This is a genomic window from Flavivirga aquatica, assembly GCF_001747085.1.
GTDB classification, from domain to species: Bacteria; Bacteroidota; Bacteroidia; order Flavobacteriales; family Flavobacteriaceae; genus Algibacter_C; species Algibacter_C aquatica.
Window position 1 is genome coordinate 88,428 of the sequence record NZ_MDJD01000054.1, and the last position, 14,517, is coordinate 102,944.

Sequence of the window (14,517 nt, forward strand, 5' to 3'; positions counted from 1 at the left end):
TTAATAGACAACCTTTCATAAAAATCAAACACAAATATTTTGAACTTCATGATGTTTAAAAACAAAACTAAATCACTAATAAACAAAATCATACAACCTTTACATCCATTATAATAGCATGTTTTTCCTGTTTTCATTCAAGTGTTTTTCCTTTTTTAATGAATAACCCCGATGCAAGCATACGGGTATCTGAACTAAAACAATACTAACTACCTTAACTTATGTAAAATATAATATTCCTTATCCAATCCTTGATCTCGAACATACTTTGAGATGCTATTTTCACCTCCAAACTTACTAACTGTATTCACAAAATACCCACTTGACAAAAAAGAACCTCCCATAATATTTTCTTTACTTCTACTTCTGGATGAAGCTTGAATAGTTTCTCTTGCTGTTATACTTTTTATCATTTTAAGCAATGAACTTACACTTTACTTGGAACTGATTGAACTAAAAAGTGAATATGATTTTTGTCCGTCCCAATTTCTAAAAAATGAACCTCATAACACATAGGTATAGATTCACAAACGGAAACCAAACTTTCATCAACAAATTTATAAAAAACAATTCGCCTGTATTCTGTAGAGAAAACTAAATGATAAAACAAAATTGAAACATTGTGAGATTTATGGATATATTCACTCTTCCACATAAACAAAATAATTCTTTAATCGGCCGATGCAAGCATCGGAGAATTAAACCCTAAGAAATTAACATATTATAAAAATCCAAAATAAACCTTAAAATTTTACGTAATTCATTTTTTTTAAACTAAAAAACAAACAATTCATACATTTATCTTATAATTTATTATACATTTACATTCAAGAAAGAAAAAGATTACTCTAATATTTTCTTTAATAACTAAACTTACTTTAAAAAATGAAAAGAATTATTTTACATGCGCTTTTTGTATTAGTACTTACCATAGGTAGTAGCTATGGTCAAGGAATTAATGTCACCACACAAATTGAAGAATCATCGCGTCCATATGGCTCTGGTGATGATCCTGGGATAACTTGGAAGATTAGATGGGATCGGTCTGATCTTTTTAGAAATCGAAAAACTATTCCAGATCCAAACGATCCAAATAAAACAATAATTACAGAATACCCTAATTCTACATATAAATATGATATTAGAAGATGGCAAACCACTCCTCCAAATGTACAAAGTTGGGTTTGGAAAAATACTGAAAACATTGAAGAACTAGACGGTTCTTTATTTATAACAGCAAGATACAATAGCTCTGGTTACCCAGAAAAAAGAGTTTCTGAAGCTTGCATTAATAAATCGCCTTCTTCTGTTCAAAAACCTGTAAGGTTTTCAAGTGGCATATTAAAAAGTTCTGCACCTGGTTTTGTATATGGATATTATGAAGCTGCTATAAAAGGAAGTAGTGGATTTCCTGGTGTATCTCCTGCTTTTTGGTTATATAATGAGATCAAATCTAATCCATCTGTTGGAAAAGTTCGTTATCAAGAAATTGATATTGTAGAAATGACACAAGAAGGTACAAATCCTGCAGATCGAAAAGTAATGGATCATAACTTACATGCCATAACTGGTGCCGCTTCTCAACATTTTTTTGATAATGGTATAAACCCTCCTGTTGGAGGATTTGCGCCTAAAGTTATTTCTGGTGCTTTAAATGTTGGTCCTATAAACTCTACTGCTGGTCGTAGATGGTGGAGACCAAAACAAAATACTGCTGCTCTAAGAAATGTAACTAATAAATTCGATCCTGTAGAAACTCATATTTATGGTTGTAGAGTTACTAAACAAGAAATTATATGGTATGTTGATGGCGAAGAAATAGGAAGAAAAGTAAATACACTTTGGCAAAAAGAAGTCGATTTAACAAACCCTATGAGAATTACTCTTTCTTTAGGAATTAGAGCTCCATACACCGTATTTTGCGAAAACAAATTTGTTTTACCAGATGAAACTGTATTAAATAGTGCAGATCAATTTTTTCCACAAACTATGGAAGTATTATACGTAAAAGTATTTGAAGCAGAAAGTGGTACACCTACCAATATACCTGTAAGTGGCGTAGATTTAAAACTTTCGGAAGTTCCTTTAACTATAGGAGGGCATTCTATGGCAACTCCAGAATTTACACCTATAAAAGCAAGCAATAAAGGCTTTACTTTTTATAGTGTTTCTGGAATGGAAAATGCAGTAATAGATGCTAAAACGGGTGTAATTACGGGACTAAAAGCTGGAACAGCCGTATTTAGAGTAATTACTAAAGACGGAAATTTTTCTGATGATATTACTGTAACGGTTGGCTTAAATTCTGGGCAAACTAGAACTGCTACAATACCTACACCTCCAGGTTCTGCAACTTTAGTTTCTGGAGGAGGAAATCCACCAGATGGCGAAAATAATTGTGATACGCCTTTATGGGTAGCAGGAACTACATATTTCAAAAACGACAGAGTTTCTTATAACGGAAAAAAATGGAGAGTTAGGTGGAGTAAAGCACTTCCAAAATGTGGTAACCCAGAAACTTGTAAAGCATATGTAAACGAAGGAGAATGTTCTCCTGGAACTGGTAATCCTCCGCCTGATAATAATGGGATAAACTGTTCTACACTTCCTGTTTGGAAAAAATCTAACACCTTCAATAAAGGAGATAAAGTAAAACTTAATCAAAATGCTTACGAACTTTTAAAAAGTAATGGAAAATGTATTCCCGGAGGAGCTTCCATGTGCTCAAAAGCTCAATGGAAAAAAATTGGATCTTGTTTAACTGCTAAAAAGGCTACAACAAAAAGGGCTTCAAATTTAGATGATATAATTAAATTGTATCCTTCTCCTGCTTCTAACCAAGTTAATATTGTATCTCCTTTAAACTCAAAAATTACAATAATTAATTTAAATGGTAAACCTATAATTTCAAAGTCTTCTAAAGGAGAAATAACACTTTTTAATTTACAAAATTTAAGTAAAGGTTTTTATATAGTACAAATTGAAACTGGTGGAGAAATAAAATCTAAAAAACTAATTATTAAATAATAAAATATATTTATAAGTCTCTTTTTAATTTTTAAATCCAAAAAAGACTACCATTTGTGGTAATAATGGTCGGAAGATTTTTCTTCCGGCTTTTTTTGTTTTTTATATTTCTAAATTCATTAAGTTTAATTAACTGTTTTTTAGTGCTTTACTTAGATTTTCATATATTTATTTTTGCATCATATATACTAATAATCAATACTTTATATCTATACTTTATATCTATACTTTAAAGATCATAAAATTTCTATAAACGAATTGCTACACATCATTCCCATGTAGCTCCTTTCACAATTATCTACCAACACAAAAGTAGATTATTATGCTAAAGGGCTTCATCGTAAAAAATGTTTTACCTGCTACTTTATAGTATTTTAAAAAATCAAAAAACAAGCCAATGTAGTTTAGAAGATACCCTTAATTATCCTCTTTTTAAAACATTATTTAGCTTAGAACATTTAGAAACCGTTAGAAGGAGTTCTATCTCTGAAAGGCTCTCTAAAATTGATGTCGGTTATTTTAAAGAGATCTTTGATTGTTAGAGTAAGAAAAAATAGAATATACCAACAGGTAGAATCTTTTATGGAAGAACATTAATAAAAAAATTTGGGGAGCTTGTATTGATAAAGGATGCTATAGTAAAGTTCTATACTAGTGTCACTATAAAGAATAGTAAAGGAAATACGCATTATAGAGAAGAAAAAGTCGAAAACCCATTGAGGCTTGTTATAGCTAAAAATAAAAGCAGACCAGAAAAAGAATTTTGGATAATACCCAATGCTATTGGATCTGTCTAATAAAGAAATTACGGATTAGTATAGAAAACGTGTGATATATAAGTATTCTAATGTAAAACATTTTTTATTATTAAATAAAAACGACATAGAAATAATCATTTACATATCCTTAATTAATGCGATGCTGATTATACTATACAAAAAGACCAATAATCTAGGATATAAAACAGCTAAAAGAAGATTGAAAATGAAAATCAGAAACCTTGCAATTGCAATAGTCATAACTCATACCAAAAGTGATTCCAATATGATTTTAAAAAGGAAATATAAAAAAGTGGTCAGAATTTCTTCCGACCACTACTACCTCTCCAGATAGTCTTTTTACTTACCTCAAAAAACTAATAAGAGGATCTAGTCTCTCAAAAGATTCCTTCTTTTTAAAATTCAATTAACTAATAAAACTAAGAGATAATGGATATGTTGGAGCTTCTCCTCTACTAGCTTTTATAGCATTAACAATAGGAAATACTACTGAAATAATTCCTAAAATTAAAAAACCTAATAGCCCTAAGCCAAATACTAATATTAGAGGTATGCATATAATACAATACACAATTAAACTCAATTGGAAATTTATAATATTTTTACCATGCTTATCCATTTGATAAATTTTTTCTTTTTGCGTAAACCAAAGTATTAATGGTAACAATAGGCTTCCAAAACCTGTTATTAAAGTTATTAACTGACTTAAATGGGCAATAACTAAGAGTTGATTGTTTTTTTGCATGATGATGAATTTTTGATAGATCTAATATGACACTCAAATACAAAAAATGTTACAGTCAAATTAAAAATACAACAACAATCAAAAAATTAACATAACTAACCCGAGTTTCCTAAAAAAAATAGGAGCATAATAAGTTTTAGTATTTTAGAGTTGCAAAAAAAAACACGAACTCAAAATGCTCCAAGACAAAGTTATAGGAATCTATTGTATAGTAGACGATATTTTAAAAGAAATGAACCATAAAGAACATCGCAACAGGAAATTCAGTGACAGCCAAGTGCTATCGACAGCACTAGTCTCAGCAATGCTCTTTAATGGTAATCAAAACAAAGCACTGTCATACATGAAGAGCCATATGTGTAAAACTATGATTAACAAAAGTGGTTTCACAAAGCGATTGCACAGGCTTAAAGAATTATTATTGAGCATCTTTTTTAGTATTGGCAGGGTTTTTAAATATATCCATTGTGAAATGGAATATATTATAGATTCCTTTCCTGTAAGAGTTTGCCATAACATACGAATAAGTCGTTCTAAATTGATAAAAGGCGAATCATATCGCGGGTATAATGCATCTAAGAGAGAATACTTTTATGGTTTTAAAGTACAACTAATAACAACCAAATCAGGTATACCTGTGGAGATGTACTTGGTAGAAGGTAAAGAGCACGACTCACAGATCCTACAACGTATGTACCATGATTTACCAGCAGAAAGTGTGCTATATGGGGATAGTGGCTATACAGATTATGAATTGGAAGATTTATTTAAAGAAACAGAGCAAGTTCGCTTACAAATAGCAAGAAAAACCAATTCTAAAAGAAAGGACAGGCCTTATGTAGCTTACATAAAAGATACCATGAGGAAAATTATTGAAACTTCCATTAGTCAAATTTGCAGCTTAATGCCCAGACACATTAATGCTGTGACTACTAATGGATTTATTATAAAACTAATACTGTTTGTGATGGCTTTTCAAATCAAACAGATAATTTAAAATTGGAAACTCGGGTTAATTAATCAACCTTTATTCTCTCATCTCTATTAGCTAGTTCCCAAGCTGTATGAAAAATTAAACGTGAACGAGCTTCTAAGAATTCATAATTAATTTTATCTGGAGTATCTGATGCCTTATGATAATCATCATGTATACCATTAAAATAGAATATGACAGGGATATTGTTTTTAGCAAAATTATAATGATCAGAGCGGTAATAAAAACGGTTAGGGTCATTATCATCATTAAATGTATAATCTAATTCTAGGTTAGAATAGGTTTTGTTTACTTCCTCAGAAATGTTATGTAATTCTTTACTTAATTTATCAGAACCTATTAGGTATAGATAGTTTTTACCATTTTCATGTTTTTTGTCGACACGGCCAATCATATCTATGTTTAAATCAGCTACTGTATTTTTTAAAGGAAAAATAGGATCTTCATCTGCATAATATTTAGAACCATAAAGGCCAATTTCTTCACCAGTAACATGTAAAAAAAGAATTGAACGCTTAGGACCATGACCTTCCTTCTCTGCAGCTTTAAATGCTTCAGCAATTTCTAAAATAGCAACAGTACCAGAACCATCATCATCAGCTCCGTTATTTATATCTCCATTTTTTGAAACTCCAATATGATCTAGGTGAGCAGAAATAATAATTACTTCATTTGGTTTTTCTGAACCTTTAATATATGCTAATACATTTTCAGAACCTTTGATCTTTTTATTATTAAAATAAGAAGCAGGGATCTCTTGAAAATAATCACCTTTAGCTATAGGTGAAGGAATTTCAGCAGCAATATATTTATTTTTAATAAATTCAATAGCTTTTTTCTGTCCTGGTTCTCCAGTTTGCCTACCTTCAAATTTATCAGAAGCATAGACGTAAAGCATATCTTTAAGCTCATTTGCTGTTATGGTTTTAGCATATACTTTAGGATCTATTATTTGCTTGAATTTTTTTTTATTTTGAGACGAGCTACATGATGTTATTAATAGGGTAGCAGATAGAAGAATTGCTAATTTTTTCACGCGTTTAAATTTTAAGTTATTTGGGTACTATATTACAAAAATGTATTCATAGATAGTTTATTTTCTTATTGTTTTAAACTATAATATATTTATAAACACTTATTGAAGTCATCTTGACTTTTTTATAAAAATAAAAGGGTTGTAGATATTTGTGTTGCGAAACATAAAATTACAACTCAGTGTACCAAGTACTAGACAAAGATATGATAGAATTAGAAATAGTTACATATTTAACAGAAACAAAAAGAGGTTTTAAACCTAAAACACTTCTATGTAAAATTGTTAACGCTATTTTATATAAATTAAAGACAGGTGTTCAGTGGTGCTATTTACCAATTGAAACTCTTTTTAGTAATGAAAAGCTACATTATAAAACTATTTTTGGTCACTATCGAAAGTGGAATCAACAAGAAATTTGGAAAATCCTTTTGGATACAGCTCTAAAAAAGTAACAAATCAGATATTGACTTATCAAGCTGTGATTTGTATGGTAGCCATACTACAGCACTAAAAAGGAGGTGAACAAGTAGGTTATAAAGGTGGAAAAAAGCAAAAAACTTCCAATGCATTATATTTGACAAATAGGCAAGGATTACCGATAGCTATGCCTGAACCAGTATCTTAAAAAGTCTATATGACTTCATTATATAGAAAATATAGTGTTATAAATAGTTAACCCGAGTTTCCTAAAAAAAATAGGAGCATAATAAGTTTTAGTATTTTAGAGTTGCAAAAAAAAACACGAACTCAAAATGCTCCAAGACAAAGTTATAGGAATCTATTGTATAGTAGACGATATTTTAAAAGAAATGAACCATAAAGAACATCGCAACAGGAAATTCAGTGACAGCCAAGTGCTATCGACAGCACTAGTCTCAGCAATGCTCTTTAATGGTAATCAAAACAAAGCACTGTCATACATGAAGAGCCATATGTGTAAAACTATGATTAACAAAAGTGGTTTCACAAAGCGATTGCACAGGCTTAACCCACATTATTCATAGGGTGCTTATTAGGTTTAATAATCCAATCTTTACGTTTTCTCCTTAGTTATTTCTTTTTATTTTGAGATTTATACGCTTTTTTGAATGAATTAGGTATACTTATGTGTCCAATAAATCAAAAAACGGTTCATTTTTCACACCAAGACATAGGTATCCCACGGTTTTAAAATGTCAATTTTAAAACCTTTACTGTGTTATTATCTCTCGAAACAAATTTTGATTTACAAACGCTTTTGACAATTGATAGTAAATTCGTTTTTTAGTAACTTTTAGTGTTGCTCCAATTTTTAACAATTGGGTTCTTATCGTGCTTATTTGCCATTTCTTTGCTTTTGTAAATCTTGTCTTTTTTATACTTTTTTTGAGTAGTAAAAACATTTCGTAAGCTAAACTACTTAGAAATAGCCTGAAAAAATTAGCAAAAAAGCCATGATTTGATAATCTATCTGAAAAACACATGTTTTTCACTTCCTTAATTCTGTTCTCGCTTGCTTCCCCGCGTTTTACATAAAAATCAAAGTAGATCTCACGGGCTTCTTGCTCTTTTATATTGCTAATAAAATGACGAACATTTAATCCTTTACCAGTGCTTTCAATTTTTGTATAGGCTTGTTGTGGGCTGTGCCATGATTTGGCTTGATAAGTAAAGCTTATAAAATGTTGATGTTTTATATTTTGATTTACATAGAGATGTTTAACCGCTTTTTCACAGCGTTCAACTTTTCTTTTTAGCACGGCATTACTGGCTTGTCCTGTGGCAAATAGCAAATTGTAATAATCTACTAATTTGTAAAAGGGGGCACAGCTAAATCCTCTATCTGTGCGGATAATGATTTCTAAATCTGGATAAATTGCTCTTATTTTACGAACAATTCTTCTAAATATCCCTACGTACCATCGGTTGGAATGGCTATTACCAGGACGTAAAACAGGTAATATTATTTGTCCAGTTTCGCCATCATGAAAAAACAATTCATTAAGCATAAATTTACCATAATACCCCATTGAACATTGATAATTGTTGGGTTCCATAAGTGCTATCATCTCTAGCATCAATATCTATAATAACTTTATTACGACCTTTTAAACTCGAAACATAATGATCAATCCATGCATAAGATAGTTTGAAAATGGATGCTATATCAAGACTATTTTCGAAACGGGAGATTGTCGATTGAGATGCTAAATCTCCTTGAAGGACATCTTTAAACAAGGGATCATTTTGCAAATGAATCACGTCATTTGCATCTTCATAGCCCAGCATTAACATAAATACACGTTGCTTGAGTTGATGTTCTCGACTATAGGTAATATATTTCGGGTTACGATCATCTGGTAATAATTTACCAAAATGAGATAATAGTTTGTTATCTCGTTCCAATTTCTCAAGAAGAATCAAAGAGCCATCAGAACTTATTTCTGTGGCTGAAAAATCAACCGAAATTGATTGATTCCCTCGATAAAATAATGTGTTTTTAGCCTTCAAATCTGGGTGGTTTTTCAAAGTGAAATATTTGCTGTTAGATACTTAAATATAACACTTTACACTCAGATTTTTTTGCTTTTTATGAATTATTCGGGTTAAACTCTGGTTAAATAAAACTGTAAAAACTGAAATTAATAATGAAAACATAATCAGTATTGTTAAATCTGAATTTTATATAAATACCTTTAAGGATTGTTTTAAATTATAATTTGTATAATTATTTTAAAACAATGACAAAAAAAAATCCTCAACAAAGAAATGTTGAGGATTAATTAAACACTGAGTTAATATCAGTATCAAAAAAGGCAACGACCTACTCTCCCACAAATGCAGTACCATCGGCGCTAATGGGCTTAACTTCTCTGTTCGGAATGGTAAGAGGTGAGCCCCATCGCTATAACCACCTTAAGTTATAGCTATGGTAATAAGTGATTAACTTATCACTACAGCGTTCATCTTTACGATGAACAAATATCTTAACATATTGAAAAACACCCGTAGGTGACATACTTAAAAATTTTATAATATAACTTTTTGTAAACTTTTAAAAAAACAGGCGTACAATAAGCCTATGGGTTATTAGTACTACTCGGCTATGACATTACTGCCTTTACACCTATAGCCTATCAACGTGGTAATCTCCCACGACCCTTTAAAGAAATCTCATCTTGTGGTGGGTTTCGCGCTTATATGCTTTCAGCGCTTATCCCTTCCCAACGTAGCTACTCTGCAATGCTGCTGGCGCAACAACAGATACACCAGAGGTTAGTCCAACTCGGTCCTCTCGTACTAGAGTCAGATCCACTCAAATTTCTAACGCCCACTGTAGATAGAGACCGAACTGTCTCACGACGTTCTGAACCCAGCTCGCGTGCCACTTTAATGGGCGAACAGCCCAACCCTTGGGACCTTCTCCAGCCCCAGGATGTGACGAGCCGACATCGAGGTGCCAAACCCCCCCGTCGATATGAGCTCTTGGGGGAGATCAGCCTGTTATCCCCGGCGTACCTTTTATCCTTTGAGCGATGGCCCTTCCATGCGGAACCACCGGATCACTATGCTCTACTTTCGTACCTGATCGACTTGTAGGTCTCTCAGTCAAGCTCCCTTATGCCATTGCACTCTACGCACGATTACCAACCGTGCTGAGGGAACCTTTAGAAGCCTCCGTTACTCTTTTGGAGGCGACCACCCCAGTCAAACTACCCACCAAGCACTGTCCCTTCATTTGAAGGTTAGACTCTAGATAAGCAAAGGGTGGTATTTCAACAATGACTCCACAACGCCTAGCGACGCCACTTCAAAGTCTCCCACCTATCCTACACATTACTTATCCAAAACCAATACTAAGCTATAGTAAAGGTGCACGGGGTCTTTTCGTCCCACAGCGGGTAATCGGCATCTTCACCGATACTACAATTTCACCGAGCTCATGGCTGAGACAGTGTCCAGATCGTTGCACCATTCGTGCAGGTCGGAACTTACCCGACAAGGAATTTCGCTACCTTAGGACCGTTATAGTTACGGCCGCCGTTTACTGGGGCTTCATTTCAGATCTTCGCTAAAAGCTAAACCCTCCACTTAACCTTCCAGCACCGGGCAGGTGTCAGGCCATATACGTCATCTTTCAATTTAGCATAGCCCTGTGTTTTTGATAAACAGTCGCCTGGACCTTTTCACTGCGGCCACCCCAAAGGGTGGCGACTCTTCTCCCGAAGTTACGAGTCTATTTTGCCTAATTCCTTAGCCATGAATCTCTCGAGCACCTTAGAATTCTCATCCCAACTACCTGTGTCGGTTTAGGGTACGGGCTGCTTCACTCGCTTTTCTTGGAAGTCGCTTCTCTGGATTATCACCTTGACCGAAGTCGCAGTGTACTATCGGGGTATTACTACTCCCTTCAACGTACTATTCCGTCAGTACGCACCAAATTTACGCCTCCGTCACTTTTAGTGTGAGCAGGTACAGGAATATTAACCTGTTGGCCATCCACTACCCCTTTCGGGTTCGCGTTAGGTCCCGACTAACCCTCAGCTGATTAGCATAGCTGAGGAAACCTTAGTCTTTCGGTGTGCGGGTTTCTCGCCCGCATTATCGTTACTTATGCCTACATTTTCTTTTGTAGATTCTCCAGAATACCTCACAGTAATCCTTCGACGACACTACAATGCTCCCCTACCACAATTAATTGTCCATAGCTTCGGTAATATGTTTATGCCCGATTATTATCCATGCCGAACCGCTCGACTAGTGAGCTGTTACGCACTCTTTAAATGAATGGCTGCTTCCAAGCCAACATCCTAGCTGTCAAAGCAGTTCAACCGCGTTATTTCAACTTAACATATATTTGGGGACCTTAGCTGATGGTCTGGGTTCTTTCCCTCTCGGACATGGACCTTAGCACCCATGCCCTCACTGCTGATAAACATTTTATAGCATTCGGAGTTTGTCAGGAATTGGTAGGCGGTGAAGCCCCCGCATCCAATCAGTAGCTCTACCTCTATAAAACTATTAATCAACGCTGCACCTAAATGCATTTCGGGGAGTACGAGCTATTTCCGAGTTTGATTGGCCTTTCACCCCTACCCACAGGTCATCGGAACACTTTTCAACGTATATCCGTTCGGTCCTCCACTGTATGTTACTACAGCTTCAACCTGCCCATGGGTAGATCACACGGTTTCGCGTCTACCACTACTAACTAAGCGCCCTATTCAGACTCGCTTTCGCTACGGATCCGTGACTTAATCACTTAACCTTGCTAGCAACGGTAACTCGTAGGCTCATTATGCAAAAGGCACGCCGTCACAGATCTAGTCCGCTCCGACCGCTTGTAAGCGTATGGTTTCAGGTTCTATTTCACTCCCTTATTCAGGGTTCTTTTCACCTTTCCCTCACGGTACTAGTTCACTATCGGTCTCTCAGGAGTATTTAGCCTTATCGGATGGTCCCGACTGTTTCATACAGGATTACTCGTGTCCCGCACTACTCAGGATTACACTAGATTCACACGCTTTACTTATACGGGACTATCACCCTATATTGTTACTTTTTCCAAAGTATTCTAATTCATTGTGCTTCAAATATCGTGGTCCTACAACCCCACTATTGCCGTAACAATAATGGTTTGGGCTAATCCGCGTTCGCTCGCCACTACTAACGGAATCACTTTTGTTTTCTTCTCCTCCGGGTACTTAGATGTTTCAGTTCTCCGGGTTTGCTCCTATTACTAGGTGACATATCTTCAATATGCCGGGTTGCCCCATTCGGATATCTGCGGATCTAATCATGTGTGCTGATCCCCGCAGCTTTTCGCAGCTTATCACGTCCTTCTTCGCCTCTGAGAGCCTAGGCATTCCCCATACGCCCTTATTTAGCTTATTGTACTTTTTGCTTTTTTAATGAGTTACTATAATTTATATAAAAATCTTATATAAACTATCTGTGATTAATTAGAAATCGCTCGTGATTCTAATTAATCCTTTATATTATTTATTATTAGATCAATCTAATCTTAAATTTTTATGTATCTTTTTTCAATATGTCAATGAACTTCTTTCCTTATATGGAATCGTGGAGAATATCGGAGTCGAACCGATGACCTCCTGCGTGCAAGGCAGGCGCTCTAGCCAGCTGAGCTAATCCCCCATTGTAATTCTTCGTTTAGAATCCTTAATGTGAATTTAGAATTCTCAGTTCTAGAATTTCCTCTTTTTTTTAGTAGTCTCAGGCAGACTCGAACTGCCGACCTCTACATTATCAGTGTAGCGCTCTAACCAGCTGAGCTATGAGACTCTACTATTTTATATTCTTAAATTAACAGCTGCGAGAATAAACTATTTATCATTATAGTTATAATACTTCTTAATCGTCTTTCTCTAGAAAGGAGGTGTTCCAGCCGCACCTTCCGGTACGGCTACCTTGTTACGACTTAGCCCTAGTTACCGATTTTACCCTAGGCCGCTCCTCTCGGTGACGGACTTCAGGCACTCCCAGCTTCCATGGCTTGACGGGCGGTGTGTACAAGGCCCGGGAACGTATTCACCGCATCATGGCTGATATGCGATTACTAGCGATTCCAGCTTCACGGAGTCGAGTTGCAGACTCCGATCCGAACTGTGATAGGGTTTATAGATTCGCTCCTTGTCGCCAAGTGGCTGCTCTCTGTCCCTACCATTGTAGCACGTGTGTAGCCCAGGACGTAAGGGCCGTGATGATTTGACGTCATCCCCACCTTCCTCACAGTTTGCACTGGCAGTCTTGTTAGAGTTCCCATCTTGAAATGCTGGCAACTAACAACAGGGGTTGCGCTCGTTATAGGACTTAACCTGACACCTCACGGCACGAGCTGACGACAACCATGCAGCACCTTGTAAATTGTCCGAAGAAAGGTCTATCTCTAAACATGTCAATCTACATTTAAGCCCTGGTAAGGTTCCTCGCGTATCATCGAATTAAACCACATGCTCCACCGCTTGTGCGGGCCCCCGTCAATTCCTTTGAGTTTCATTCTTGCGAACGTACTCCCCAGGTGGGATACTTATCACTTTCGCTTAGCCACTCAGTCGAAACCGAACAGCTAGTATCCATCGTTTACGGCGTGGACTACCGGGGTATCTAATCCCGTTCGCTCCCCACGCTTTCGTCCATCAGTGTCAGTATATTATTAGTAATCTGCCTTCGCAATTGGTATTCTATGTAATATCTATGCATTTCACCGCTACACTACATATTCTAACTACTTCATAATAACTCAAGATAAACAGTATCAAGGGCAATTCTACAGTTGAGCTGCAGACTTTCACCCCTGACTTAATTATCCACCTACGGACCCTTTAAACCCAATGATTCCGGATAACGCTTGGATCCTCCGTATTACCGCGGCTGCTGGCACGGAGTTAGCCGATCCTTATTCTTACAGTACCGTCAAATCTCTACACGTAGAGCAGTTTCTTCCTGTATAAAAGCAGTTTACAACCCATAGGGCAGTCATCCTGCACGCGGCATGGCTGGATCAGAGTTCCCTCCATTGTCCAATATTCCTCACTGCTGCCTCCCGTAGGAGTCTGGTCCGTGTCTCAGTACCAGTGTGGGGGATCCCCCTCTCAGGGCCCCTATCTATCGTTGCCATGGTGTGCCGTTACCACTCCATCTAGCTAATAGAACGCATACTCATCTTATACCGTAACCTTTAATGTCTAATTGATGCCAATTAAACATACTATGAGGTATTAATCCAAATTTCTCTGGGCTATCCCTCAGTATAAGGTAGATTGTATACGCGTTACGCACCCGTGCGCCGGTCGTCATCTGTAGCAAGCTACAATGTTACCCCTCGACTTGCATGTGTTAAGCCTGCCGCTAGCGTTCATCCTGAGCCAGGATCAAACTCTTCATCGTTATTTTTTTAATATCTTAACAATTAATCAGAATCTCTAGTACTCAA

Annotated in this window: 8 protein-coding genes, 2 tRNA genes, 3 rRNA genes and 2 pseudogenes; 5 read left to right on the forward strand and 10 right to left on the reverse strand. The window is 35.8% G+C overall.

Translation table 11 applies throughout. The annotated features are described in order from the left end of the window. Nucleotides 1-209 precede the first annotated feature (209 nt). Nucleotides 210-655: pseudogene (tnpA, locus tag A8C32_RS14760) on the reverse strand (IS200/IS605 family transposase). Nucleotides 656-885: 230 nt separating this feature from the next. On the opposite strand from tnpA, the gene A8C32_RS14765 reads away from it, so the two are divergent. Continuing rightward, nucleotides 886-3,027 (forward strand): T9SS type A sorting domain-containing protein, encoded by a 2,142-nt coding sequence (locus A8C32_RS14765; protein ID WP_069831198.1) that lies wholly within the window; start codon nt 886-888, stop codon nt 3,025-3,027. Between the two features lie 620 nt (nt 3,028-3,647). Beyond that, on the forward strand, nt 3,648-3,824 hold the full coding sequence (locus A8C32_RS20965) for a hypothetical protein (RefSeq protein WP_205635403.1): 177 nt from the start codon (nt 3,648-3,650) through the stop codon (nt 3,822-3,824). A gap of 388 nt (nt 3,825-4,212) precedes the next feature. Here the strand turns inward: A8C32_RS20965 and A8C32_RS14770 are convergent, their stop codons facing one another. Beyond that, nucleotides 4,213-4,551: a DUF4870 domain-containing protein gene (locus A8C32_RS14770; protein WP_069831199.1), complete on the reverse strand. Its 339-nt coding sequence runs from the start codon at nt 4,549-4,551 to the stop codon at nt 4,213-4,215. Nucleotides 4,552-4,726: 175 nt separating this feature from the next. Here A8C32_RS14770 and A8C32_RS14775 point away from each other — a divergent pair, with 175 nt between their 5' ends. Continuing rightward, on the forward strand, nt 4,727-5,548 hold the full coding sequence (locus tag A8C32_RS14775; protein ID WP_069831200.1) for an IS982 family transposase: 822 nt from the start codon (nt 4,727-4,729) through the stop codon (nt 5,546-5,548). Nucleotides 5,549-5,567: 19 nt separating this feature from the next. On the opposite strand, the gene A8C32_RS14780 is transcribed toward A8C32_RS14775, so the two are convergent. Then, nucleotides 5,568-6,581 (reverse strand): M28 family metallopeptidase, encoded by a 1,014-nt coding sequence (locus A8C32_RS14780; protein WP_069831201.1) that lies wholly within the window; start codon nt 6,579-6,581, stop codon nt 5,568-5,570. A gap of 179 nt (nt 6,582-6,760) precedes the next feature. Here A8C32_RS14780 and A8C32_RS14785 point away from each other — a divergent pair, with 179 nt between their 5' ends. Both A8C32_RS14785 and A8C32_RS20375 read left to right on the forward strand, forming a co-directional pair. After that, nucleotides 6,761-7,033 (forward strand): IS5 family transposase, encoded by a 273-nt coding sequence (locus A8C32_RS14785; protein ID WP_069831202.1) that lies wholly within the window; start codon nt 6,761-6,763, stop codon nt 7,031-7,033. 300 nt (nt 7,034-7,333) lie between these two features. Next, a pseudogene (locus tag A8C32_RS20375) lies at nt 7,334-7,567 on the forward strand (IS982 family transposase); the annotation flags it as partial. Between the two features lie 204 nt (nt 7,568-7,771). Here the strand turns inward: A8C32_RS20375 and A8C32_RS14790 are convergent. From A8C32_RS14790 to A8C32_RS14820, 7 genes are all read right to left on the reverse strand, one after another. Continuing rightward, nucleotides 7,772-8,590 (reverse strand): transposase, encoded by an 819-nt coding sequence (locus A8C32_RS14790; RefSeq protein WP_069831203.1) that lies wholly within the window; start codon nt 8,588-8,590, stop codon nt 7,772-7,774. Continuing rightward, a complete protein-coding gene (locus A8C32_RS14795) occupies nt 8,574-9,089 on the reverse strand; it encodes a transposase (RefSeq protein ID WP_069831204.1) in 516 nt (171 codons plus the stop codon). Before A8C32_RS14795 ends, A8C32_RS14790 begins: the two co-directional genes overlap by 17 nt. A 282-nt stretch (nt 9,090-9,371) precedes the next feature. Beyond that, nucleotides 9,372-9,479 (reverse strand): 5S ribosomal RNA (rrf, locus tag A8C32_RS14800). 151 nt (nt 9,480-9,630) lie between these two features. Further along, nucleotides 9,631-12,455, reverse strand: a 23S ribosomal RNA gene (locus A8C32_RS14805). Between the two features lie 190 nt (nt 12,456-12,645). After that, a tRNA-Ala gene (locus tag A8C32_RS14810) sits at nt 12,646-12,719 on the reverse strand. Between the two features lie 73 nt (nt 12,720-12,792). Further along, nucleotides 12,793-12,866: transfer RNA gene (locus A8C32_RS14815), tRNA-Ile, on the reverse strand. Between the two features lie 87 nt (nt 12,867-12,953). Further along, a 16S ribosomal RNA gene (locus tag A8C32_RS14820) occupies nt 12,954-14,471 on the reverse strand. Together the 16S, 23S and 5S rRNA genes with 2 tRNA genes alongside form the textbook arrangement of a ribosomal RNA operon. Between the last annotated feature and the right edge of the window lie 46 nt (nt 14,472-14,517).